Annotated in this window: 22 protein-coding genes and 1 pseudogene; 9 read left to right on the forward strand and 14 right to left on the reverse strand. The window is 28.6% G+C overall.

Annotated elements, in window-relative coordinates; all coding sequences use genetic code 11:
- Positions 1-89 precede the first annotated feature (89 nt).
- The 3 genes from rsmD (at position 90) to AC2TY9_RS09680 (ending at position 3,291) form a co-directional block, all read left to right on the forward strand.
- Positions 90-686 carry a 16S rRNA (guanine(966)-N(2))-methyltransferase RsmD gene (gene rsmD / locus AC2TY9_RS09670; protein WP_489777243.1) on the forward strand — a complete coding sequence of 199 codons (597 nt, stop codon included), beginning with the start codon at positions 90-92 and terminating at the stop codon, positions 684-686.
- A gap of 2 nt (positions 687-688) precedes the next feature.
- Positions 689-1,489 (forward strand): ABC transporter permease, encoded by an 801-nt coding sequence (locus tag AC2TY9_RS09675; RefSeq protein WP_489777244.1) that lies wholly within the window; start codon positions 689-691, stop codon positions 1,487-1,489.
- A 92-nt stretch (positions 1,490-1,581) separates the two neighbouring features.
- Entirely contained in the window at positions 1,582-3,291 is a 1,710-nt protein-coding gene (locus AC2TY9_RS09680) for a Na+/H+ antiporter NhaC family protein (protein WP_489777245.1), read from the forward strand.
- A gap of 21 nt (positions 3,292-3,312) precedes the next feature.
- On the opposite strand, the gene AC2TY9_RS09685 is transcribed toward AC2TY9_RS09680, so the two are convergent.
- A complete protein-coding gene (locus tag AC2TY9_RS09685) occupies positions 3,313-4,134 on the reverse strand; it encodes an SDR family NAD(P)-dependent oxidoreductase (RefSeq protein WP_489777247.1) in 822 nt (273 codons plus the stop codon).
- A 178-nt stretch (positions 4,135-4,312) separates the two neighbouring features.
- Between AC2TY9_RS09685 and AC2TY9_RS09690 the strand changes: the two are divergent.
- Positions 4,313-5,026, forward strand: a pseudogene (locus AC2TY9_RS09690) (SIR2 family NAD-dependent protein deacylase).
- Positions 5,019-5,798 (forward strand): TIGR02757 family protein, encoded by a 780-nt coding sequence (locus AC2TY9_RS09695; protein WP_489777248.1) that lies wholly within the window; start codon positions 5,019-5,021, stop codon positions 5,796-5,798. The pseudogene AC2TY9_RS09690 and the gene AC2TY9_RS09695 overlap by 8 nt, the downstream one beginning before the upstream one ends.
- A gap of 83 nt (positions 5,799-5,881) precedes the next feature.
- On the opposite strand, the gene AC2TY9_RS09700 is transcribed toward AC2TY9_RS09695, so the two are convergent.
- From AC2TY9_RS09700 to AC2TY9_RS09755, 12 genes are all read right to left on the reverse strand, one after another.
- Positions 5,882-6,349, reverse strand: coding sequence for an MOSC domain-containing protein (locus tag AC2TY9_RS09700; RefSeq protein WP_489777249.1), 468 nt, complete (start codon positions 6,347-6,349; stop codon positions 5,882-5,884).
- Between the two features lie 17 nt (positions 6,350-6,366).
- Entirely contained in the window at positions 6,367-6,942 is a 576-nt protein-coding gene (locus AC2TY9_RS09705; RefSeq protein ID WP_489777250.1) for an OmpA family protein, read from the reverse strand.
- 10 nt (positions 6,943-6,952) lie between these two features.
- Positions 6,953-7,381 carry a FecR family protein gene (locus AC2TY9_RS09710; RefSeq protein WP_489777251.1) on the reverse strand — a complete coding sequence of 143 codons (429 nt, stop codon included), beginning with the start codon at positions 7,379-7,381 and terminating at the stop codon, positions 6,953-6,955.
- A 9-nt stretch (positions 7,382-7,390) separates the two neighbouring features.
- The gene (locus tag AC2TY9_RS09715; protein WP_489777252.1) at positions 7,391-8,650 is read right to left on the reverse strand and encodes a diguanylate cyclase; all 1,260 of its coding nucleotides are present in this window, start codon (positions 8,648-8,650) and stop codon (positions 7,391-7,393) included.
- A gap of 9 nt (positions 8,651-8,659) precedes the next feature.
- The gene (locus AC2TY9_RS09720; protein ID WP_489777253.1) at positions 8,660-9,103 is read right to left on the reverse strand and encodes a GatB/YqeY domain-containing protein; all 444 of its coding nucleotides are present in this window, start codon (positions 9,101-9,103) and stop codon (positions 8,660-8,662) included.
- A gap of 33 nt (positions 9,104-9,136) precedes the next feature.
- The gene (abc-f, locus tag AC2TY9_RS09725) at positions 9,137-11,092 is read right to left on the reverse strand and encodes a ribosomal protection-like ABC-F family protein (protein WP_489777254.1); all 1,956 of its coding nucleotides are present in this window, start codon (positions 11,090-11,092) and stop codon (positions 9,137-9,139) included.
- A gap of 163 nt (positions 11,093-11,255) precedes the next feature.
- Positions 11,256-12,548, reverse strand: a complete 1,293-nt coding sequence (locus AC2TY9_RS09730; protein ID WP_489777255.1) for a FecR family protein — start codon at positions 12,546-12,548, stop codon at positions 11,256-11,258.
- 24 nt (positions 12,549-12,572) lie between these two features.
- Positions 12,573-14,147, reverse strand: a complete 1,575-nt coding sequence (locus AC2TY9_RS09735; RefSeq protein ID WP_489777256.1) for a tetratricopeptide repeat protein — start codon at positions 14,145-14,147, stop codon at positions 12,573-12,575.
- 64 nt (positions 14,148-14,211) lie between these two features.
- Positions 14,212-16,386, reverse strand: a complete 2,175-nt coding sequence (locus AC2TY9_RS09740; protein ID WP_489777258.1) for a CHASE2 domain-containing protein — start codon at positions 16,384-16,386, stop codon at positions 14,212-14,214.
- A gap of 17 nt (positions 16,387-16,403) precedes the next feature.
- On the reverse strand, positions 16,404-18,737 hold the full coding sequence (locus tag AC2TY9_RS09745; RefSeq protein ID WP_489777259.1) for an HD domain-containing phosphohydrolase: 2,334 nt from the start codon (positions 18,735-18,737) through the stop codon (positions 16,404-16,406).
- The gene (locus tag AC2TY9_RS09750; RefSeq protein WP_489777260.1) at positions 18,734-19,639 is read right to left on the reverse strand and encodes a cation diffusion facilitator family transporter; all 906 of its coding nucleotides are present in this window, start codon (positions 19,637-19,639) and stop codon (positions 18,734-18,736) included. The genes AC2TY9_RS09745 and AC2TY9_RS09750 overlap by 4 nt, the downstream gene beginning before the upstream one ends.
- 5 nt (positions 19,640-19,644) lie before the next feature.
- On the reverse strand, positions 19,645-20,811 hold the full coding sequence (locus tag AC2TY9_RS09755) for a pyridoxal phosphate-dependent aminotransferase (protein ID WP_489777261.1): 1,167 nt from the start codon (positions 20,809-20,811) through the stop codon (positions 19,645-19,647).
- Positions 20,812-20,902: 91 nt separating this feature from the next.
- Between AC2TY9_RS09755 and AC2TY9_RS09760 the strand changes: the two genes are divergently transcribed.
- On the forward strand, positions 20,903-21,490 hold the full coding sequence (locus tag AC2TY9_RS09760; RefSeq protein WP_489777262.1) for a M48 family metallopeptidase: 588 nt from the start codon (positions 20,903-20,905) through the stop codon (positions 21,488-21,490).
- On the opposite strand, the gene AC2TY9_RS09765 is transcribed toward AC2TY9_RS09760, so the two are convergent.
- Positions 21,474-21,890, reverse strand: coding sequence for a DUF721 domain-containing protein (locus AC2TY9_RS09765; RefSeq protein WP_489777263.1), 417 nt, complete (start codon positions 21,888-21,890; stop codon positions 21,474-21,476). The genes AC2TY9_RS09760 and AC2TY9_RS09765 overlap by 17 nt on opposite strands.
- A 98-nt stretch (positions 21,891-21,988) precedes the next feature.
- On the opposite strand from AC2TY9_RS09765, the gene AC2TY9_RS09770 reads away from it, so the two are divergent.
- The 3 genes from AC2TY9_RS09770 (at position 21,989) to guaA (ending at position 26,501) form a co-directional block, all read left to right on the forward strand.
- On the forward strand, positions 21,989-23,446 hold the full coding sequence (locus tag AC2TY9_RS09770) for an L-aspartate oxidase (protein WP_489780425.1): 1,458 nt from the start codon (positions 21,989-21,991) through the stop codon (positions 23,444-23,446).
- Entirely contained in the window at positions 23,440-24,834 is a 1,395-nt protein-coding gene (gene nhaD, locus AC2TY9_RS09775; RefSeq protein ID WP_489777264.1) for a sodium:proton antiporter NhaD, read from the forward strand. Before AC2TY9_RS09770 ends, nhaD begins: the two co-directional genes overlap by 7 nt.
- A gap of 131 nt (positions 24,835-24,965) precedes the next feature.
- Positions 24,966-26,501: a glutamine-hydrolyzing GMP synthase gene (gene guaA / locus AC2TY9_RS09780; protein ID WP_489777265.1), complete on the forward strand. Its 1,536-nt coding sequence runs from the start codon at positions 24,966-24,968 to the stop codon at positions 26,499-26,501.
- Positions 26,502-26,631: the final 130 nt, after the last annotated feature.

Genomic DNA, 26,631 nt, shown 5'->3' on the forward strand with positions numbered 1-26,631 from the left:
TATTAACTCAAGTTTAACAAGAGTCATTTCAAATTAAATCCTCAACTTATTTTAAATATAATGTCACAAATTTAAATTACAAGAGAATTATGAAAAACAATAAACCAACAACAAAAATAATTGCAGGAAAATATAAGGGTAAACTTTTAGAACTTCCTAGCCTAGATGTAACAAGAAGCTCAAAAGCAAGGTTAAAAGAGTCACTTTTTAATGTATTACAATTTGATATAATAGATAAAATTTTTATAGAAAGTTTTGCAGGAAGTGGAAGTATTGGACTTGAAGCGATTAGTAGAGGTGCAAAAAAAGCATATTTTGTAGAACTTGATAAAAATTCATATAAAATATTAACAAAAAACTGTAAAGAAATAGAACCCCAATCATGTCAAACTATGATGGGAGATACTTTTGTTCAAACACCATCAATAATAAATAGCCTAAAAAATAGTGATGATGAACTTATAGTTTATATAGACCCACCATTTGATTATCGAGATGGTATGGAAGATATTTATAAAAAATCTTTTGAGATTATTAAAAACTTTGAAAATGAAAATATTTATATGATAATTATTGAACATGCAAGTACTTTAGAAATACCAGAAACCTTAGGTAAATTTTCACTTGATAAAACGAAAAAATTTGGTAAGAGTTCACTTTCATATTTTAGTTTAAGAGAAGAATAAAAATGGTAAAAGCGGCATCATATATTTTAATTTCTTTGATTTTATTGGTATTTTTAATGCCGTTTTTTTACACTGTATCACCATATGAATTAAATCCATCAAGAATACTTGAGTCACCTTCTTTAACTCACCTTTTTGGCACTGATAGACTTGGACGAGATGTTCTTGCTAGGATTTTAAATGGTGGTCAAACTTCACTTATAATAGGTTTCTTAAGTGCTACTATTGCTTCACTTGTTGGACTTTTTATTGGAATTAATGCTGGATTTTTCAAAGGAAATATCGATAAAGGGATCACAATATTAATTGATCTTTTTTTAACCTTCCCAACTTTCTTTTTACTTCTTGCACTTGTTTCATATATACAAGCATCAGCTTTAGTTTTGATAATAGTGATTTCAATAACTGGTTGGATGGGAATGGCAAGACTTATTAGAAGTGAGAGTTTTGCAATTGGAAATAAGCCTTTTATAAAGATTTTAAAGCTAGCAAATGTTTCAAAAATGAAAATAATTTTTAAATATTTTGCACCACTTTTAGCTCCCATATTTTTGATATCTTTTACTTTTGGAGTTGGAGGTTCAATTTTAGCTGAATCAGGGCTTTCTTTTTTAGGTCTTGGAATCAATCCACCTCAAATGTCTTGGGGTAGTTTATTAAGTGATGGGAAAGCTGTAATTGATATTGCCTGGTGGGTTAGTTTTTTCCCCGGTTTAATGATATTTATAGTTACTTTTTGTTTAATGCAAATATCTGATTTCTTACAACAAAAAGCAAATACAAAAGAGATTCAGCAAACTTAATAGATACTTTAATCAAAAATGTAATTTATATAAAACTTTAAAGCAATTTTTTTATATAATTCCACCTTCGAAATTTTATTGAAGGATTTAAATTGAGTAGATTATTAAAAATCTTTTTATTATTAGCTATAGTTCCAATTATATCTTTAGCTCAAACAAAAGATAGTACATCTGTTTATGGAGCATTTACTTTACTTCCTCCTCTTGTTGCAATTGTATTAGCTTTTGTTACAAGAAATGTAGTGTTTTCACTATTTATGGGAATTTTTACGGGGACTTTTATTGTAAATATTAGTGGAGAGAATATTTTTTCTTCATTTTTTAATATTTTTGTAGATATATCATCAAAAATGGTAGGTTCACTTGCTGATTCTTGGAATGCAGGTATTGTTTTACAAGTACTTACAATTGGTGGTATGATTGCAGTAATAACCAAAATGGGTGGCCCAAGGGCAATTGCTGAAAAATTAGCAAAAAAAGCAAAGACTCCTGCAAGTGCACAGCTTTATACTTGGGTTATGGGGTTTTTTATATTTTTTGATGATTATGCAAATTCACTTGTAGTTGGGCCAATTATGAGACCTGTTACAGATAAGTTAAAGATTGCAAGGGAAAAGTTAGCATTTATTATTGATGCAACTGCAGCTCCTATTGCAGGACTTGCATTAATCTCAACTTGGGTTGGTTATGAGTTATCATTGATTAAAGATGCTTATAGTGTGATTGGTCAACCTGAAATAAATGCTTTTGCAATTTTTGTTGAAACTTTACCTTATAGATTTTACAATATTTTAATGCTTGCTTTTGTTTTCTTTTCAGCTATTACATTAAGAGAATTTGGGCCAATGCATAAAGCAGCAAGTAGAGCTCACCATAAAGGTGAAGTTACTGATCCTAATTCAGCATTAAATGAATTAATGAATCAAGAAAACTCTTATATGTTACCAAAAGAGGGTATTAAATATTCAATGTTTAATGCCATAATTCCAATTGCAGTTTTGATTGTAGTGGCTTTTATTGGATTTTATATAAATGGTGTATCTGGTTTAGAAGGGGAAGCTTTAAAGGTTGTTCAAGCTGATCCATACTCTTTTGCTTCAATTAGAGATGCTTTTGGAGCAGCTGATGCTTCTATTGTAATTTTTGAAGCAGCATTATTAGCTTCAATTGTTGCAATTGCAATGGGACTTCAACAAAAACTATTTTCTTTACATGAGGCAATTGAAACTTGGGTTTATGGTGTAAAAGCACTTGTTATTACAGCTGTTATTTTAATTTTAGCTTGGTCTTTAAGTGCTGTAATGAAAGAGTTGGGAACGGCAGCTTATTTAGTTCAGTTATTATCAGATACAACACCACAATTTATTTTGCCTACGGTGATTTTTATTTTAGGTTCTATAATCTCTTTTTCAACTGGAACTTCTTATGGGACAATGGGTATTTTGATGCCTCTTACAATCCCTTTAGCAAATGCAATTGGTATAAATACAGGACTTGAAGGTATTGATTTACACAACTATATAGTTTTAAATGTGGGAGCAGTTTTAACAGGAGCAATTTTTGGTGATCATTGTTCTCCTATTTCAGATACCTCAATTTTATCATCTATGGCTTCTTCTTGTGACCATATGGACCATATCTCTACTCAGTTGTATTATGCATTGTTTGTTGGTGCAGTTGCTATCTTCTGTGGGTATTTACCTGCAGCGTTTGGTGTATCAGTTTATATTCTTTTACCAATTAGTTTGGCTGTAGTATTTTTAACAATTAGATTTTATGGGAAACCATATCTTACAAAATAGATAAAAAGAGATTTTTCTCTTTTATATCTTTTTTAAAATTGAATCTAAAAGAGATGTTGATAAAACTCTTTTTGCAAAACCTAAGATATATGTTGCTTTAGTAACATAATATCTAGGTTTTGGCTTATCTGTATTCATGATTTTTAAAATCTTTTCAGCTACAGCTGATGCTGGAAGGTTAAATGGTGTGTCATCTTTTTCATTATTTAATCTTTCATTTAATTGTGTCTCATAATCTTTTTTAAAAGCACTATTTTCTTGATTAATATTTTCTTGGAATTTTTTAACTGCATTTTCCCTGAACTTACTTGTAACAGGACCTGTATTTATTGTAGAAATAAAAATTTTTGTATTGGCTAATTCAAGTCGCAAGGTATCAGCTAAACCTTCAATGGCATATTTTGAGGCATTGTATGCACCTCTAAATTTTAATGAAATTATCCCTAAAACAGAACTATGTTGAATAATTTTTCCATACCCTTGTTTTCTCATATATGGAAGAACTTGACATGTAACTTCATGCATACCAAATACATTTGTTTCAAATTGTTCCCTTAATACTTTAACTGTCACATCTTCAACTGCTCCTGGTTGCCCAAAACCTGCATTATTAAAAACTGCATCGATTTTCCCATCATCTTTATAAATAGAATCTAAGGCATGAGCAATTTGTTCTTTGTTTCTAACATCTAGTAAAAAAGTAGTAAAACCTAATGTTTCTAAAATCTTTACATCTTCTTCTTTTCTAGCACTTGCATATACTTTTATACCTTCTTTTTTTAAGATTTTTGCAGTTTCTAAGCCTATCCCGCTTGAGCATCCAGTTATAAGTATATTTCTCATAAATTTATTCCTTTAAAATGGTACCTATTTTAAAGGGACCACGTATTAAAAAATTCTTTTTTATCGCAGAAATAAATTCTGCTAAAAAGAAACAAAAATCCTAAAGAAAGTAACGAGTTACTTTTAATCAGATTTAGTTTTTAAAAATGGTATTATATCAAAAAAAATAGAAGGTATTATGAGAGATAAAATTGTAATCTTTAGTGGAGCAGGTTTAAGTGCTAGTAGCGGTATTTCAACATTTAGAGATAGTGATGGATTATGGGAAAATCATGATATAAATGAGATTTGTAGTTCAGGGTGCTTAGACTGGAATTATCAAAATACAATTAACTTTTATAATCTAAGAAGAAAAGATATCCAAGATAAATCACCCAATAATGCCCATAAAATGATTGCAAGATTAAAAGATAAATATCCTGAAAAAATAGAAGTTGTAACTCAAAATGTTGATGACTTACTTGAAAAAGCAAATTGTAAAGATGTGATACATTTACATGGTTTTTTAAAAGAAATTTGATGTACCCAATGTGATAATATACTAAATATAGATTATAAACTGCAAGATGAAACAAATAGTAAATGTAAAATTTGTGCTTCAAAAATGAGACCAAATATTGTGTTTTTTGGTGAAGCTGCTCCTAAGTATGAACTTATGTATAATATTTTAGAACAATGTGATATTTTAGTGGTAATTGGTACAAGTGGAAATGTGATTGATGTGAATTATTTATCTTCCTTTGCAAATTATTCTATATTGAATAACCTTGAATCAAACCATTTAATATATGAAGAAAATTTTAATAAAGTATATTATGAAGATGCTAATAGTGCATATGAAAAAATTGAAGAGGATTTAGAAGAGTTAATAAATATGAGAAATGATGACTAAAAAAGATTTAGAATTAAAACAACTATTAGACCAAGAGGTTTTGTGTAGAGATTCTTCTTGTGAACTAAGTTATGAAAAACCTGACCCTTTGTTAGTTGCTAGCAGATATAAAGATGAGTATGCAATTTTACTTTGTGCTTTGTTTGGATATGGAAAAGCTAGTTTGATAGTTAAATTTTTAGATTCGTTGGATTTTGATTTACTCGAAAAAAATGAAGATAATATAAGGAAAGAGTTGTGTAATCATTATTATAGGTTTCAAAACAGTGAGGATGTGATAAAGATATTTCAAACTTTTAGAAATATGAAACAAGAATACAGTTTAAATGAGATTTTTAAAAAAACTTATTTAGATACAAACTCAATACTAGAAGCTTTAGATTCACTAATATCAAAAATACATCAGTTAGCAAATTATGAGTCACAAGGATTTAAATTTTTAGTTTCAAGCCCATTTAAAAGAGATAAAAATGGAAAGATTAAACACATGGGAAACGCTCCATATAAAAGATGGTTTATGTATCTTAGATGGATGATTAGAGAAGATAATCTTGATTTGGGTCTTTGGAGTGGAATTGATAAAAAAGATTTGATTTTGCCCCTTGATACTCATACTTTTAATGTTTCAAAGAGAATAGGGCTTTTAAATAGAAAAACTTATGATTTAAAAAGTGCAATAGAAATAACACAAAAACTAAAAACTTTTGATAGTGTAGATCCTATAAAGTATGATTTTGCTTTATATAGAATTGGTCAAGAGAAAATACTATAATTATACAAGTAAAGGAAATTATTTATAATAATATCCTTAAATCTTGAGTAAAAAAATCAAAAATAGAGTTGTTTTACTTTATTCTAAATTTCTATCTGTGAAGTTGTATCGATACTTCCACCTTTAATAATTTGAGCTCTTAATCCTGCTTTGTGAACAAGTTTAGTTAATACTTCTTCATTGTCTAACTTTTCTGCAAGATACTTACAAGGTTCACATAGTCTTATTCCTTTTAAAACTACATTTCCTATTTGAAACTCTTTACCTACTAAAGAATTTAAATTGCAGTTTGATACAGTAATATTTCTTCTAAGGTCTTCATCTGTAATATTTTGATTAAATTCATCGTTAAACTCATTTATCTTTTCTATTTCAATTAATGTTACATCTCTATCAGGTTCAATTTTACCTTTGTTTGAAAATGTTCCTTCTTGGCTATAATATCTATCTCCAAAAATACCTTTCTTTTCTTTTAAAACTATTTGGTTTACTTTTTTCATAGAACTTTCTATACTTTGTGATATGAATAGATTTACTATTTTACCTGACATAATTATCCTTTTATTTGTTATTTTATAGTTACTTCCACTCTTCTATTTATTTTTCTTGGTACACCATCTTTTGTTTTTACTAAAGGTGCAGATTCTCCATAATAGTTTATTTCAATTAGCTCTTCTGGTATTTTGTTTTTTATAAGTATTCTTTTAACATAGTTTGCTCTTTTTAGAGATAATATTTTATTATATTGGTTATCTCCTGCTCTATCAGTATGACCGATAATATCTATATAGTTTACATCTTCTTTTTTTATATTTTCGATGATTTTTTTAATTTCTTCTTTTGATTTAGGAACAATTTTTGTTGAATCCCATTGAAAATAAATAAGATAACTTTTTGGTTTTTTTGGGAGTGCTGCAATAGAGTCTTTAAACTTTTCTTGAACCTCTTTTTTTGTTAGAATTGATGAGTCTCCATCAATAGCATTTACTTGCTCAAATGGTTTACTTATGATGAATTTTTTATTTTCATTTTTTATTTCTATTTTTCCTACTTTTTCTCCATCTTCAGGAAGTAGGACAACATTTACTTTTGAACAAGAAGTAAAAAAGAATAATGATAAAACAATTGCAATAAATATTTTCATAAATACCCTTTTAGTCTACACTGATTAAAAAATGTGTACCTCTAATACCTATAGAAGCTGTTTTTGCTTTTATTTTCATAGCATCAGGATTTAATTTGGGCATCAATCCTGTCAAACACGATAGTGTTCCTTTTGTAATTCTTGATATAAAAGCTTCATCTTTTTTTTCTGGATTAAATGTATATTTTTCTATAATAAATTCAGTATTTTTTCCAAGAGAAATTAGAGTATTATCTTTGAATATAATCCCAACTGAACTGTTGTTTTTTGTAATGATTATATCATTTGGATATACCTTGTCTCCAATTTTTATAATGATGGTTTTCTTATCTCTTTTAATGATTGCTTCACCTGTTAGTTTCTTTATAAAACCTGAGTTTTCAATAGCTAATAAGCTTGAAAAAAAACTAACAAACAATAACATAAATAAGGCTTTCATAAGGACTCCTTAGATTGTAGTACCATCCTCTAATATAATCTTATCTCTACCTGTTTCTTTTGCTTCATATAAAAGCATATCTGCTTTTTGAATAGTGCTATCATAGCTATTATGATTATTTCTAATTGCAACACCAGCAGAAAAAGTTAAATGTATTTTTCGATTTTTATATATAAAATCATTGTCTTTTATGATTGCTTTGATTCTTTTTAGATATTTTAATAGTTCTCTTTTTAGATTAAAATGGATTATAGCAACAAACTCTTCCCCACCATATCTTCCAACAATATCAAGTTCTCTAGTGTTTTTATTTAAAACTTTTGCAAAGGTAGATAAAATAATATCTCCTGCATCATGTCCATGTGTGTCGTTCACTTTTTTAAAGTGATCTAAATCAAAGAATACAATAGCATATTGAGTGTTGTTTCTCAAAAAAGTATTTTCTATTTTTTTTACAGAGTTCTCATATGCCCCTCTACTTAAAACACCTGTTAGGTGGTCTATTAAACTTTCTTTTTTTGTTTTTTCTAATTCTTGTTCTAGTTTTTTTACTTTTTGTTCTAAAGTATCAACTTTTGATTTACCAGAGTTTAACTTTTCTCCTACATTTGACATTTCATTTTCAATAGATTTAGCTGCATCAATTAATTGGCTTTGCAAGTCACTAAGGCTTTGCATACCATCTTTCATATCTATTGATTGAATTTTAGATTTGATACTTGATACTTCACTTGAGCCTTTATCACTGCTATGAATAGCATCACTAAAATATTGTCCCATCAAGGTTAAGAGTTTTGCAATCTCAGATGTTTTTTGTTTTACAACATTCTTATCAGCTTCAAATCTTTTTGTAATAAAGTCTTGCATTTCTTTTTGAATATCATCTTCAAATAAAAGTGCTGGTGAATCACCAATTTTTATAGTGAATTTTTCTAAGTCTTTGTCTATATCGATACTAATTGAGGGTTTTAAAGAGTTGTTAAAAAGAAGTGCAAGATTGTCAACATTTTCCTTTGAGATTCTATTAAGTAACACTGGAATCATATCTTCAATAGTTGTAATATTTTTTGATTTTATCTCTATCTGTTCATTTTTACTTAATTTTTTAACAAGTTTTTTGAATTGTTCACACTCTTCAACAGTAAAATCATACACATTAGAAATTTTGCAAAACTCTTTATGGTATTCATTTGGTGTTGCTAGAATATTCTTTTTGTGAAGACTTATTAAAGTCTCTTTTACAATCTCATTTACTTTATTAGTATCCATTTTAAATTATTAACCTAAAAGTTTTTTTGTCATCTCATTTATTCTTTTACCATCGGCAATACCTGCAAACTTTTTACTTGCTTGTCCCATGATTTTACCCATCTCTTTCATAGATGTTGCACCAAGTTCTGCAATAAGCTCTTTCATACCTGCTTCAAGTTCTTCATCAGATAATTGTTTTGGCATATATTCTTTGAAAACATCAATTTGCTCTTGCTCTTTTTGAACTAAGTCATCCCTTGAAGCCTCTTTGTATTGAATTACTGCTTCTTCTCTTTGTTTTATTCCCTTTTGAATAAGTTTTAAAACCTCTGAATCATCTAATTCTTTTCTTTCATCAACTTCAATTTGTTTTATCATTGTATTAATCGCTCTAATAGAATCTCTTTTTACAATGTTTTTTTCTCTCATCGCTGTTTTTAAATCATCTTTTAATGTTTGTTTTAAACTCATTTATAACCTTTTTAAATTATTTTAAATTATAGCTTATTTGGAATTAAAGCTTTCAACTAGTTCTTCCAACTCCAAAAATCTTTCTACTTTTATTTCATAAATAGCTTCTGTCTCTTCTAATTCTTTTGAAACTGCTACAATACCTCTTTGTTCGTAACATTCAGGATTTGAAAGGCATTGGTTTATCTCTTCAATTTTTTCTTCAAGTTCTTCAATTTCTTTTGGCAAGCTATCATATTCCCTTTGATCTTTATACGAAAGTTTATTTTGCTTTTTAGGTGTATTTATTTGCTTAGTATTATTTTCACTTTTCGCTGATTCTTTTTCTAAATCTTCTAAATCTCTTAATTCTTTTTCAATTTCCAAGTATTCTGTATATGCTTGGAAACTCTCTTCTACAATTCCATTAATCCCTTTAAAAACAAAAAGTTTTTTTGCTATTTTATCTACAAAATATCTATCATGAGATACAAAAATCAAGGCACCTTGAAAGTTTTGTAAGTACTCTTCTAAAATATTGATTGTTGGGATATCTAAATCATTTGTTGGCTCATCAAGAATTAAACAATCAACTTTTTTTGTAAAAAGTAGGGCAAGGGCAACTCTATTTTTTTCGCCACCACTTAATACGCCAATTTTTTTATCAAGGTATTCTCTTGGAAATAAAAAGTTTTTTAAGTATCCATAAACATGCATATTACGCCCATCATTTAAAACAACTCTATCTCCACCATTTGGGCAAAAAGTTTCCATTAGATTTTTGTCATCATTTAACATCTCTCTTTGTTGGTCAAAGTAACCAATATTAAAATCACCTTTTTTAAATCTTCCAGCATCAACTTTTAGTTTTTCCATAAAGATTTTAAGAAGAGTTGATTTTCCACTTCCATTTGGACCAACAATTGCTATTGTATCTTTTTGTAAAATTCTTGTTGTAAAATCGCTTATTAGTTCTTTATCCCCTAAAGATTTTTTGATATTGTCTAGTTCGTAAAGCATTTTTCTTTTGTTTTGTTGTTTCTCTTCACTATTAAATGCTTTTTGTTCTCTTTGAAGTTCTAGGGACATCTTTTTAATAGCTGCTGGGTTAGACTTAGCTTTCTTTTTTAAATCAAAGTATTCAGATTTTCTTCTTTCATTTCTTTTTCTTCTTGCTGTAACACCACGTTGCATCCAGTGGGCTTCTCTTTTTACAAGTCTTAGTAAATTTTCATGGTCTTTTTGCATATTTTCAAGATGTTGTTGTTTTTGTTCTAGATACGAAGAATATCCACCATTAAACTTTTTAAGTTTTCCCCCTTCAACTTCTACAATTGAAGTTGCAATATTATCAATGAAATATCTATCGTGAGAGATAAAAAGTAGGGTGAAGTTGTTTTTTAAAAGTAGACTCTCTAAAAACTCAACCATATAAACATCAAGGTGGTTTGTAGGCTCATCTAATAATAATACATCAGGTTTTTTTAAAAGTAAACCGGCAAGGCTAACTCTTCTTTGTTCTCCTCCACTTAAAAGGTTTACATCTTTATCTTCATATTCTTTTAGTTTGAATTCTTTTAAAACTCTTTCAATAGTATTATCCAAATCCCAAGCGTTGTGAAAATCAATAAATGTAGCAAGTTGACTTTGTCTTTTCAATAAATCTTGATTTTCATAGTCTGAGGCAACTTGAACTGTTATATCTTCATACTCTTTTTTTGCAGTTTTTAATTCTGTTAGTTGTGCTTCAATTGCATCTCTAACTTTTAAGTTTGCTTCAAATTTTGGTTGCTGGTCAAGCATCTCTATTTTTAAAGACTTATCAATTGAAATATCACCATAATCTGGTTCTGTTTGCCCCATAATTATCTTAAAAAGTGTAGACTTTCCTTGTCCGTTTTGTCCTATAACTGCAACTCTTTGACCTTGAGTTAAAGTGAAATTTGCATCTTTTAAAATAACTTTTATATCATATTGCTTTGTAATGTTTTGTAAGTCTATTAGTGCCATTTGGTTTAATAAATCCCTTAGATAATTTTTTCGAGTAGTTTGTATTAGACTATTAAATAAGTATAAGATATTTTTGTCTAAACAATAATAAAGTACTTTCAGTTAAACATAAATTGTATCTAATTTATGTTGTAAATCAATTGAATAATATAATAAAGTTTATTTACTGTTTTTCGGCGTCGAAGTTACCTTTGATTTGAATATTATCAGATGAAAGCATATTAGCTTCTCCTTTAATTAAGTCTGCTTCACTTCCATATATTTTACCAGAACCTCCACTTCCTATAGTAGTTCCTGTTGGTGATAAATCAAAAGTAGATTTTGAAGTATTGATATCCCCTTCAAATGTCAATGTTCTAGAGGTACTATCTCCCACATCACTTATATTAATTTCTCCATTTGATATTTGATCACTCGTTTTCCCAAAATCAATATCCATTTCAATAGTTGTATCAGTAGGAATTTCAACTTTTCTATTATTAACATTTTTTAGATATTGTTGTCCATTATTAAAACCGTAATTATTGAAATCCCCTTTGTATGTTACTGTTGAATTATTGTTTTCGAAATATGATTCAGGAGTAAGTTCTGATAAATCATCTATGGTGTTTTCTATGGTTGGTTCCGTAGATTCCGTAGATTCCGTTGATTCCGTTGATTCCGTAGATTCCGTTGATTCCGTTGATTCCGTTGATTCCGTTGATTCCGTTGATTCCGTTGATTCCGTTGATTCCGTTGATTCCGTTGATTCCGTTGATTCCGTTGATTCTGTCTTCTCAACTTTCTCTGTTTTCTCAGATATTTCATCTTTTACCGTAATATTATCTATTGCTAGATTACTTTTAATTGTTATATTTTTATTTATATTTTTAATATCACTTGGTTTTATAGTTTTTACTTCAAGTTTGTTTGTATTTTGATTAACAGATATAAATTGACCAGCATTTACTGATGTACTTAAGTTTGAATTATTTTTTTGAACAAATATTCTACCTTCTGTACAAAAAATCTTTTCTTGACCATCTTTAATACTTAATACAATTTGTGTACCTCTAATTCCAATAGATGCAGTTTTTGTCTTAAGCAGAAAATTTTCAGGAGCTTTTTTCCCGATTTTTCCTGTGATTGTTTTAAATGTTCCTTTTAACATATTAAATTTTGCTTCAAATTTATTATTTTTTTCATCAAAAAGATAGTTATATATTTGAAATGTAGAGTTGTTTCCTATAGAGATAATGGTATTGTCTTTAAATAACAATTGTACCTTTGTATTATCTGATGTTTTTATCTCATCATGTTTTAAAAGTAAAGATTTTTTTGTAAGGTCAATTGTCTTTCCTTCACGTATTATTGTAGCATCACCTACAAGAGCTACAACTTTTGCAACATTTGCAAAAATAGATGTTGAAAAGAATAATAGGCTTAAAAAAATTATTTTAATAAAGAAATTGCTCATTTTAAAGTCCTTAAATAGATTATTTTACCACCTGAAAGCTTTAAGGTAATTTAATTTAACTGCCATTTCATCATAGACATATGCATCTTGATTTGAATTGTTTTTCATATATGAAGTATTTATATTTATTAAACTACTTTTATTTAGTGCATGGTTTAAAGATAATTCAACTAGATGTTGTTTGTCTTCTCTTTTTGTTCCAAAAAAGGTATTCTCGTATTTATATTTACTATAGTTAAATTGATATTTTAAATTAACTTTATTATCTTTATCAATCATATAAAAAAGATTTAAGCCATTTCCTATTGTATATTTATCTATATCTGTTCTTATATTTTTAACTCTTATATTTTTATATAGATTTGTGTAATAATTCATATTTTTAAATAAATTTATTTTTCCAAATAATTGAATTTTATTAAAATCTTTTTCTTTGTTTCCTTCACTTATATATTGTACTTTTTGGTATTTTAAATATATTGAGAAGTCTTTATTTGTAATTTGAGGGCTAATAAAAAAAGAATTAAAGTCTTCTTCTGATTTTATTATTCTATCAACACCAAAACCTAGTGTATATAAGTATTCTTTGTTTAAATAAGATAAAGATGGTTTATATGATAGTAAAGTTATATTTTCATCTTTTTCATTAAAATAGCTTTTATTATAAACTAAAAATGAGTTATTTAATCTTAGTGTATCGTCTTTAAAATAATTATAAAAATTTAAATCCAACATTTCATTGTGAGCACTATCTGAAATTGGATCTTCACCTTCAACTAATATGTCATTTAGCCCAGGTAACCTATATTCAGGAGATGATAAACCATTATTTATATTGGTACTTCTACTAAAACCTAATATAATATTTGCACTACCTTTCATCTTTTTATTTAAAATTTCTAAGTATTTTGATATCTGAGTTTTAATTTCTGGGTTTATATTGGAAGAAAGAAGTTTATTAAACTCTATTTTAGCTTCTTTTTTTTGTTTTAATTTATACAATATTCTAGCGTAATCATATCTTGCTTGGCTGAAATCAGGTTTTATTATTAAAACCCTTTCGTATGCAGCCATAGCTTCATCATATTTTTTTATTTTAAAAGCACTTTTTGCTAAAAAATAGTTTACATTTAGATTGTAGTTATTCTCTAAAAAAAGCTTATTAAAAAGTTCATAAGATTTATCAAATTGCTCTGCATTGTACATTGTTGCAGCAGTTATATATTTATTAGATTGTTCTAAGTTTTGCTTATAGGGTTCTTCCTCTTTTACTATTTTTTCTTTAAATTGAACTACTTTATAGTTAGGTTTTTTATCAAAAACTTTTATATAACTGTCTTTGTAATTATTAGTTAAAAAAAGAAGCTTTTTAATTTTTTTTGCTTTTTCTAAGCTTTCTATATTTCTTATTAATAGAGTATAACTTTTGTTTTCTCTTTGATGAATTATTATTTCAAAAATATCAGGAGTGTGAAATTTAGTATTTTCATAATATTTTTTTGCTAATTCAAGAGAATTTGTTGAAGTAAGATAAAGAGTATAATTCTTAGCATAAACTAAAGTTGTTAATAAAAAAAATAAAAAAAGTTTTTTTTTCATGAATAGGTCTCATTTTGATTAATTAAAAATTATTATATCACAAAAAAATAAATAAAGAATTATGTTAGATTTTTGAATGATGTTCGTATATACCATTAAAATTAGTTGGAGGTGAATATATAAATTCTTTACATCTATTTATATAAATTGGATATATTTTATTATTTGTTTTTTTATTATAGCTTCCCAATTTTTCAAAAATCTTTAATGCTTCTTTGAAGTTAGAGTTTTTATAAAGCTTAATTGCTTCATGATAACGTTCAAGTTCTTCTTTTAATTCTCCTTTAGGTTCCCCAAAATCAATCACTTGCCATATCTCTACAGGCTTTTCCTTCCCTTTAACTCTAACTAAGTCAAGAAATCTAAAAGTATAATTATTTTTTAGTTCATCTTTCGTAAAATTTGAAATATTAAGTTTAGAATCATAAAACTTACATAGTGATTCTAATCTTGCTCCAAGATTAATTGCATCCCCAATCACGGTGTAATCACTTCTTCCTTTACTACCCATTTCACCTACAATTGCTTTTCCTGTATTCAGACCAATACCCATATCAAGGGGAGGTTTATTCTCTTCTTTTAGTTTTTTATTTAGTGGAACAAGATGTTTTATTTGTTTAAGTGAAGCTGTTACAGCCTTATCTGCATGATTTATTACTTGCGCTGGAGCATTCCAGTAAGCCATTATTGAATCGCCAATATATTTATCTATTGTTCCTTCATATTCTGTAATTATATTACTCATTGGTTCCATATATCTATTAAGATATGCAATTAATTCATTTGCATCATCCATTTGTTCTGAGATATTTGTAAAATTTCTAACATCACTAAAAAAAACTGTTACTTCTTTTTCTTCTGCCTGAAACTCATTATTATCAATATCTTTTAAAAGGTTTTCCATAACTGACTTTGAAACTTTTGAGGCAAATTTTTTCTTTATTGCTTCTTCTTTTTTTATTTCATAAAAATAATCGAATAAAGTTACAATTATAGCTGCTATAACAATTGATAAAAGAGGGAAAAATATATTTAAAACTAAACCATAAGTAAATAATAAATTATAAAGAATAAAAACTGTTGCTCCAAGTAAAAAAAGCGTTATAATTGGATTTAACCAAAATGGTAAATATGTTATTAACAAAACAGTTAAGATTGTTAAGAAAAATATAATCCATATATTTGCACCATCAACCCATGATTCTTTGGCTAAAAAATCACCAGTTAAAATGTTATCAATTGCATTTGCATGAACTTCTACTCCTGGATAAACTGATTCAAAGGGTGTTGCTCTAAGGTCTAATAGTCCAACTGCTGTAGTTCCAATTAAGGCAATTTTTCCTTCCAGTTCTTTCTTTTCTATTGAACCATTTAAAATATCTTTTGCAGAATAATATTTAAAGCTTTTTGATTTACCTCTAAAGTTTATTAAAAGTCTTCCATATCTATCAGTAGGAATTGTTAAATTATTTAATTTTATATTAACTATTCCATATTCATCATAGTTGACAACTACTTTTTTAGTTTTTGAAATTAAACGTATAATTTCTAAAGATAAAGATGGGTATATCATATCTTCATAAGATATTATAAGTGGAACACTTCTTATTACCCCTGATTCATCAGGTATGTTATTGAAAAAACCACTTGTATATGCTTTATCTTGTATTTCTGGTACATTTACTATAGCACCCTTTGCTTTTAATAAAAAGTTATCTCCTAGTTTTTTATTTTTTTCTATAAAGATTGCAGGAATTTGAGGAGCTTTTTTATTTATATATTCATTATCTTTAAATTCAAAAACATACCCTAATACTGTAGGAGTGTTTGCAACAGTATTTCCTAAAATCAAGTCATAGTTAGGAGTGTTTTCTCTAGATATACCATATTTTTTAAATACTTTATGGGGTGAACTTTTATCTGGTTCAGCAAAAACCATATCAAAAGCAATTAATCCTATATCCATATTTGTAAGCTTTTCTAATAGTTGGGATACTTTAGGTCTAGACCAAGGCCATTGTCCTACCTCTTTTAATGATGCCTCATCAATATCAATAATTACAATGTTATCTTCATGTGGTATCTCTCCTCTACTAGTGAAGAAATAGTCTCTTAGTCGATTATCTATAGAGTTTGGGAGCTTGTCAAAATTGATATATATTGTAGAAATTATAAAACTTAGGAAAATTCCTAAACCTAGAAAAATCATAAATTTTTTTAATAGATTCTTTTTATTCATAATAAAGTTATTATAACCTAATCTATTTGAACTGGTTTTAATTCTTCTTTAATATACTTTTTAAAGGCATCACTTTCAAAGAAAAATTCTAAAAGTTTTCCATCTATTTCATTGTCTTTAACCATAAATGAGAGGATGTTATATACTTCTGATAATTTTTTACCTTCTTTATATGGTCTATCACTAGCTGTCAATGCTTCAAATATATCTGCAAGTATCATAATTCTATCTTCAAGGCTTAAGTCTTTTGACTCTAATCCTCTTGGGTAACCTTTACCATTTAGCTTCTCATGATGATTTACAGCAATATCTAGAGTATTCTTATATTTTTTAGGGAAAGGAAGAGTTGATAACATATCAAGGGTTAATTGAGCATGACTATTCATAATATCTTTTTCTTCTTTACTTAAAGTACCTTTTCTTATTGATAAGTTTTTCACTTCATCTTCTGTTAAGATTGTGCAGACTTCGCCTCTTTTTATATATTGAAATTTAGAAATCTCTTCAATCCTTTCAATATCTTCATCTTGCATAAATTCTCCACCAATATTTGCCGTTTGTAAAAAAGCAAAATCATCATCTATTTTTTTAATTTGATCTAGATAATTCTCTTTTGAAATTTCATTTTTTAAGTAAGAGATTTCCAAGTCTCTTTTTATTATTTCAAATCTTTCTTTTATATTTTCAATTTTGTCAAAAATAGTTTGAAGTTTTGTACTTTTATCTATAACTGATTCAGGCATAGAAATTTTACCTATGTCATGCATCCAAGCCGCAAGTTCAATTTGCTTAAATTGATTTTCAGTATATTTTACATCTTTATAGATAGTATTGTCTTTATGAATAGATTTTGCTAAATAGCTTGCTATTTTAGCAACTTTATCAATATGATTACTTGTATGTTTTGATTTTGCATCAATTGCATGGGCAATTGTTGTTACAAATGAGTTTAGAAACTCTTCTAAACTATTTATCAAAAATGAATTTGTTAATGCCATAGCAGCTTGCGAAGCTAATGCTTTTAATATGTTTTCATCTTCTTTATTGAAAGGAATGATTTCTTCATATGAAAAGTTAGTTTTATTTATTAGCTGCAATACTCCAATAACATCTTCTTCATGATTAACTAAAGGGATAACTAACATAGATTTGGATCTATAACCTGAAGAACTATCAAATTTTTTTGTTCCTTCAAAATTATAATCTTTACAGTTGTACACATCAGGAATATTAATAATTCTTTTTTCTAATGCAGATACAACAGAAACCATTTCTATATTTTCTTTTCCATCCTCTAAGTAAATTGGTAGAGAATTCCATGAAATAGGTTTTTCCCAATTTTCTATTTTTATATTTAAAGGATCATTTTGAATAACTTTAAACTCTAAGTTTTTTCTATCTTTTGTAACGATATATAAAGTACCAGCTTCACAATTGGTCAAATCTCTTGTCAATGATAAAATCATTTCAAATAACTTGTCTTTATCAACTTGTGATGAAAGCTGATTGTTGATTGCCATTATTCTATCAAACTTATCATGACTTATATTTTTAGTTTGTGTTTTCCCTGTTTCTAGATGAATGACATCACCATCTTCTAGGATTTTCCCACCATTTGATAAGATATTTAAGTCTTTAATCTCTTCTATTAATTTTGTCTTATAGGATTGTTTCAAGTGATATATAAATATTTGAACATCATCTCTATTGATTTTTGAAATAATATTTTTTAAAAGTTTTGGAGTTAAATGTTTACTATCTTGAGCTAATTTTTCAAATTTATTTGGAAAAGAACATTCTATAATTAATGATTTTATTTTTTTATTAGTGTTTATTGTTTCCCATATCAAAGGATTTGTATATGTATCACCACTAATAAAATATGAATCTAAACTACCTTTTGCAATAACATATCCAAAGGCTCCTTCTATGTGATTTGCCTTTACAGCAGTTATACTATATGAATCTATTTTTATAGCTTCATTCTCTTTTATAACTTGATATTTTATTGAATATTCGTCAGAATTTATAAGTTTTATTTTTGAAAAATCAGGCCATATCTCATCATTAAATGTGTGCTTTTTTAAAGCTTGAATAGTTTGATTTGAACCATATATTATCAAAGGTTCTTTTCTTTGTTCAAAAAAACTTTCAATAATAAAAGGTAAATCTATAATGTGGTCAGAATGTGTATGTGTTAGAAATATATGGTTTATATTTAAAACCTCTTCACCTAAAGGTTTTATTACATTTCCTGCATCAATTATAATATTTTTATAAATTTGAAAAGAAGTTGTTCCTGTAGATTGTGTTTTTGTTCCACTAGCTCCAAGTATATTTATATAATTCAATGTGCACCTTCTGCTAGGTGATTATCTTCATTACTATCAAGATCATCATAAGGGTCCATATGAATATTGATAACCCAATCTTTTGATCTATCTAATTTTCTTATTTTATTTTCTATTTTATCAGTGATTTTATGAGCTTCCATAAGAGTGATTAAACAATCATAAACTAAATGAACATCAACAAAGATTTGACTTCCTGCTTCCCTTGTTTTTAACATATGGAATGTGTTAACTCTTTCTTCTGACATTAAAGCTTTTTTGATATCTTTTACTATCTCTTCATCTACTGCTCTATCTAATAATACAAGAACACCCTCTTGAATCAATTCATAAGCTGAATAGATAATAAATATAGAGATACCACCACCAACAATAACATCAATTAACTCAATACCTGTAAAGTTTACAAGTAATAATGATACTAAAACAGCAGCATTTGTGTAAACATCAGTTTTGTAGTGTAAAGCATCAGCTTTAATAACCATACTATTAGTTTGTTTTGCAATTTTATTTAAATAGATTACTAAACTAACGGTAATTATTAAAGAGGCAACCATAACACCTAAAGAGATTCCAAGATATTGAGAAACTTTACCATTTATTGCTTTTTCAATAGCTTGGTAAAGTAAAAATAAACCAGAGATGGTAATAATTGTACCTTCTATTACAGAAGCTAAGGCTTCAATTTTTCCACGTCCATAATTAAAAGTTTCATCAGCTGGTTTTTCAGAATTGTTTACAGCAAAGTAGTTAAATAGTGATACAAACATATCAAGAACTGAGTCTATTGCAGATGCTAATACTGCAACAGACCCACTAGCTATACCAATAACTAGTTTCATTAGTGTTAATAAAGCAGCAACACTACTTGAAACAACGGTAGCTTTTTTTTGTGGAGTCATAACTCTTATTTTTCCACAAAATCTTTAATTCTTCTAATTCCCTCTTCAATACTTGCTAAGTCTGTAGCAAAAGAGAATCTAAAGTAACCTGGAAGACCAAAAGCATCACCAGGAACAACTGCAACACCTTTTTCTGCTAAAAGATCAGCAGCAAATTTTAAAGAGTCATCACAAGCTTCTTTGATATTTACAAAAAGGTAAAATGCTCCATCTGGTTTAACGCAAGATAAACCTTTGATTGCATTAAATTGTTCAATTGCAACATCTCTTCTTTTTTCAAATTCAACTCTCATCATCTCAATATCAGCATCTGCACTTCCATCTAAAGCAGTTACTGCTGCTTGAAGTGTTACCGAGTTAACATTTGATGTAACTTGACCTTGAAGTTTAATCATAGCTTTAACTAAATCTTTTTTAGGAGTTGCTATATATCCATATCTCCATCCAGTCATTGCAACTGCTTTAGAAATACCATTAATAGTGATTGTTCTTTGGTACATATCTTCACTTACACTTGCAGCTGCAGTAAACTCTTTCCCATCATACATGATTTTTTCATACATTTCATCAGACCATACTAAGATATCAGTATCTTCTAATACTTTTCCAATAGCGATTAATTCTTCTTTTGTATAAACTCCACCAGTTGGGTTTGAAGGTGTATTTAAAATCAATGCTCTAGTATTTGGCGTGATAGCCTCTTTTAACTGTTCTGCTGTAATTTTAAATTCTGTAGAATCATCAGTTTCTATAATTACTGGTGTTCCATCAGAAAATTTAACTTGCTCTGGATATGTAACCCAGTATGGAGCAGGAATAATTACTTCGTCTCCCTCTTCAATTAACAATTGGCAAAGGTTAAACAACGAGTGTTTTGCCCCATTACTAACAACAATATCACCTAATTCGTAATCTAAACCATGGTCTCTTTTTAACTTATTGATAATTGCTTGTTTGGTTGCAATAGTTCCCTCTACTGCTGTGTATTTAGTGTGTCCATCATCGATTGCTTTTTTTGCAGCATCTTTAATAACTTGTGGAGTATCAAAATCTGGCTCACCAGCACTAAAACTTAAAATGTCTCTACCTTGCGCTTTTAGTTCTCTCCCTAACGCAGTAATAGCCATTGTAACCGACGGAGATAAATTCTCCATTCTTTTTGCAATTTTCATTCACTTATCCTCTGAATAATTTTCAATATGTTAATATAGTTTGTAACTAATATTGGTACGGATTATATCTATATTATACTTAAGGAATAAATTGGAATTTGAACTTCTATTCAACAATAAAACACTAACAGTTAAAGTGGTAAAAAAAAGGGCTATGAAAAACACTTATCTAAGGGTTAAGTCTGCTCAAATGATACAAATTAATTCAAATTATTATTTCACAAAAGATGATGCTTTAAATCTTTTAAAAAGAAAACAAAAATGGATAGAAAACTCTATCTTGAAGTTTGAAGAAAATAGTTTAGAAGATGATGAGTTCCATTTTTTAGGAGTTAAACATAAAAACTTAGATTTAAGAAATATAGATACTTTTTATAAAAATGAAGCAAAAAAGATAATACCGCCAATAGTTGATAAATATTCAAATATTATGAATCTTTTTCCAACTAATTTAAAGTATAGAAAAAACAAAAGAACTTGGGGTAGTTGTAATTATAAAAATGGATTAAATTTTAATACTCTACTTGTAAAATTTCCTATGGAAGTTATTGAGTATGTTGTTATCCATGAATTAGCACATATAAAACATAAAAATCATTCTAAAAAGTTTTGGGATTTAGTTGAAGTGTATTGCCCTGATTACAAGCAAAGGGAAAATTTACTTAAGAGTTTTTTATAAGTTTTCTTATTTGTTCAACTTTTTCATGAAGTTTTTCATCTGAGATTTTATTTTCAAATATACCATATGATCTTTCTTTAAATGTCATTGGAATATCTTCTACTTTTTTCTTTTTTTCAATTTTGTTTGTAACAAAAAATCTTAATTCTTGGACATTTGCTATCCTTGCTTGTTTTAATAAGTCATTTATTAAACTCTTGTTATACTCAAACTCCATTTTATAAACAGGATGAGAAAGTACAAAAAAGAGTATTTCTCTTTTTATATAGGCAAATTTAACACCTTTTTTTAATTTGTCTGGTAAAAGCTCAATGAATTTTATTATTGTAGCTTGTGTATTGATCTTCCTGAATTCAGGATTATTTTTAAGATGACTAAGAATTTCATTAACTTTTTTCATGTAATTATTATAGCAGGTTTTATATTATCTTTTAGTGGGTGTGGCTATAAAGCCCCTCCCGTTTATGTTGATGACAATAAGGAAATTTCAAAATAATGATTATATATGATTATATTATAGTTGGTTCAGGTGTTGCTGGATTAAATGCAGCAAGACTAATACCAAAAGATAAAAAAGTATTGGTACTTTGTAAAAAAGTTCCATGGGAATGTAATACTTTTTATGCGCAAGGTGGTATTGCAACTGCAGTTGATAAAACAGATATCCCTGCACATATAAAAGATACTTTAGTTGCAGGAGTTAATCACAACAATAAAAATGCCGTTGAAGTTTTAAGTGAAAATTCAAGGGCTTGTGTTGATGATATGATTACTGCAGGTATGCAATTTGACTTAAACAACAACGGTGATTTAGCTTTTACAAAAGAAGCAGCTCACAGTAGAAGTAGAATATTGCATGCAGATGGTGATGCCACAGGAAGGATGATTCATCTATTTTTGATGGGGACTTGTGAACATGAAATAGAAACAAACTGTGTTGTAAATGATCTTTTAATTAAAGATGATGTTTGTTATGGAGTGCAGTATTATACTAGTGAAACTGAACAAAAAGTTGTATATGCACATAATACAATACTAGCAAGTGGTGGTATTGGGTCAATTTATAAATATCATACAAATTCAACAGCAATTGCAGGGGAAATACAAGGTATTTGTGCAGAAAAAGGCTTTGAGTTAAAAGATATGGAAATGATGCAATTTCATCCAACAGTATTTAAAGGTACCTCTTTTGCAAGAAAATCATTACTTAGTGAAGCACTAAGAGGTGAGGGTGCTGAAATTGTAGATGAAAACAACAATAGGTTTTTATTTGAATACCATCATGATGGTGAATTAGCACCAAGGGATGTTGTAAGTAGGTCAATTTATGATTATCATAGTAAGACAGGATTAGGAATTTATCTTTCTTTTGATAGTTTTGAAAAAAACTCATTTAGAAAAAGATTCCCTAATATTTATGAAAACTTAAAACAGTTTGGTTATGACTTACCCTTTGAAAGAGTTCCTATCTCTCCTGCATTTCATTATGCTATGGGTGGAATTGCTACAAATGTTGATGCAAAAGTCAAAGGGATGAAAAACTTATATGCAATTGGTGAATGTGCATGTACAGGATTACATGGTGCAAACAGATTAGCATCAAATTCTTTACTTGAAGGTGTAGTTTATTCAAAAATTGCAGTAGATATTTCAATGAAAGAAAATTTTAAAATTGAAGCTTTAAATTATGATAAAGCCATACGGTCATATGTTCGTAATAAAGAGGCTGACAAGCCTATTAAAGAGAGAGTTAGACACCTTATGTGGGAAAGTGCAGGAATAGTAAGAGATGAAGAAGCACTAAAAAAAGCCTTAAATGAAATTAATAATTTTTTCGATGAAAACATTGGTAGACTACTATTTTTAAGGTTGCTTACGGCAAAATCTATTCTAAATGCTGCAATTGAAAGAAAAAAATCACTTGGAGCACACTTTATTAAGGAGAAAAAATGTTAAAACTGTTGATGATGTTATTTTTATCATCTTTATCGCTGTTAGCAGCGAGTGGAGCTTCTGGTACGGCAGAGGTTGCACCTGATTTAACTATGACTTGGGTAGGATTCGCTTGTCTATTTATTTTTGTTGTAGGTTACTATTTTGTAGCCGCTGAGGAAAAGTACGAAATTGATAAGGCTAAGCCTGCACTTTTTATTGGTACATTTATGTTTATTCTAGTTGCATTATATTATGCTTTAAATGGTCTAGATTTAGGCTTGGTTCACATTGAAGCACAACACCTAATTTTAGAAATTGCTGGAATTTTCTTCTTCTTATTTGTTGCGATGACTTATATTGAGTCATTAATCCATATGGGAGTATTTGATAGATTAAAGTATAATTTAGTTTCAAAGGGTTATACATATAGAAAACTTTTCTGGGTAACTGGTATTTTAGCATTCTTTATCTCACCAATTGCAGATAACTTAACAACAGCACTAATTCTTTCTACTGTTTTAATCACAATTGAAAAGACAAGAAAAGACTTCTTAGTACCTGGTGCAATTAATATCGTTGTTGCAGCAAATGCAGGTGGTGCATGGTCACCATTTGGAGATATTACTACACTTATGGCTTGGACTGCAGGTAAGGGTACATTTACAGACTTCTTATTTTTATTCCCATCTTCTATTGGTGGATATCTAATTACTGCATTTATTCTTTCTAAATTTGTTCCAGAAACAAAACCTGATTTTGATATATCAAAAGAGCCTAAACCAGAAATGGCAGAGGGTGCAAAAGTAGTAATGGGACTTGGTGTATTTACAATTTTCTGTGCTGTAATGTCTCACCAAGTATTACATTTACCTGCTATGTGGGGTATGATGTTTGGACTTTCTTTACTTAAAGTTTATTCTTATGGTTTAAAAAGAAAACATGGTAAAGACCACTTTAATATTTTCCATTCTATGGCAAAAATTGAAAACAATACATTAATGTTCTTCTTTGGTATCTTAGCAGCAGTTGGTGCATTATACTTTATTGGATGGCTAGGACTTGCAGTTGTAGTTTATGACCCATCAGTATTAGGGCCAACATGGTCAAATATCGGTGTTGGTTTCTTATCTGCAATTGTTGATAATGTTCCTGTTATGTCTGCAGTACTTAAAGCATCTCCTGAAATGGGACTTGACCAATGGATGTTAGTAACACTTACAGCGGGTGTTGGTGGTTCATTAATCTCATTTGGTTCAGCAGCAGGTGTTGGAGTTATGGGTAAACTTCATGGTGTATATACATTTGGTTCACATATGAAATATGCATGGACTATTCTTATTGGATATTTTGTTTCTGTTGCAATTTGGTATGTTCAATATGAAATCTTAGGCTTTTATCACGTAGGATAAGCCAATCTGTAAAAGTGCTTTTTGCACTTTTACATCTTCTTTTTTTACTCTCTTCTTTTTTTATTAATCAATTTTAAATTACTCTTTAGCTACAATCGCGGATACTAATTAGAAAATAAGGAATCTATTTAATGAAACATGTACCAATAGTTGTATTAGATTTTGGTAGTCAATATACACAAATTATCGCAAGAAAATTAAGAGAAGCTGGTGTTTACTCTGAGATTGTACCATTTAGTGAAAGAATCGAAGATATTTTAGCTAGAACTCCAAAAGGTATTATTTTAAGTGGTGGACCTGCTTCAGTATATGCACAAGATGCATATCATCCTGATGAAGAGATTTTTAATCTGGGACTTCCAATTTTGGGTATTTGTTATGGTATGCAACTTATCTCGCAATTTTATGGTGGTTCAGTAATTCCTGCAGATCATCATGAATATGGAAAAGCAAAACTTACATTTGAAAAAGAGTGTCCTATTTTTAAAGACACAACTGATGGGCAGACTGTTTGGATGTCACATGGGGATAAAGTTGACAAATTAGCAGAAGGTTTTGAGATTATTGGAACAAGTGAAAACTCTCCATATGCAGCAATTGCAAAAGAAGATGAAAACATCTATGCTTTCCAGTTTCACCCAGAGGTTTATCATTCAGCTGAAGGTGCTAAGATTCTTAAAAACTTTGCAAAATATGTTTGTGGTTGTGAATCAACATGGAACATGGGTTCATTTGCAAAAGAACAAATCAAAAAAATCCAAGACCAAGTTGGAGATAAAAAAGTATTATGTGGTGTAAGTGGAGGTGTTGACTCTTCTGTTGTCGCTACACTTTTAGCTGAAGCTATTGGTGACCAACTTATCCCTGTATTTGTTGATAATGGTTTATTAAGAGCAAATGAAAGAGAACAAGTTGAAGCTATGTTTAAAGCAAGAGGTGTGAGCCTTATTACTGCTGATGCAAGTGAATTATTCCTTGAAAGATTAACTGGAGTAACAGACCCAGAAACAAAAAGAAAAATCATCGGTGAAACTTTTATTGAAGTATTTGATAAAGAAGCAAAAAAACATGATGGAATTGAGTTCTTAGCACAAGGTACACTTTATACAGATGTTATTGAGTCTGTTTCAGTTAAAGGGCCTTCTAAAACTATTAAATCACACCACAATGTTGGTGGACTTCCAGATTGGATGACTTTTGAGTTAATCGAGCCTTTAAGAGAAATTTTTAAAGATGAAGTAAGACTTTTAGGACTTGAATTAGGACTTCCAAAAGATATGATAGGTCGTCATCCTTTCCCTGGACCAGGACTTGCTATTAGAGTTATGGGAGATGTAAATAAGCCTGATTTAGAACTACTTAGAAAAGCAGATGTTATCATGCTAGACGTTCTTCATGCAACAGGATTATATGATAAAACATGGCAAGCATTTACAGTACTTTTAAATGTAAAATCAGTAGGTGTTATGGGTGATAATAGAACTTATGATAATACTGTTTGTGTTAGAATAGTTGAAGCAACAGATGGTATGACAGCTACATTTGCACATATCCCTCATGATGTATTAGAAACTATTTCTAGAAGAATCATCAACGAAGTTGATGGGATTAATAGAGTGGTTTATGATATCTCAAGTAAACCACCAGCAACAATAGAATGGGAATAAAAGCGATAGCTTTTATTCCTCTTGCACTAGATTTAGGTTCGAAGTACTTTTAGTACATCTTCACCTAAATCTAGTATAATCTAAACAAAATCTATCACTTATTTTAAACTAAAGGTTAGAGTTTTATTTG

This window comes from Arcobacter sp. ISO1, from assembly GCF_058105185.1.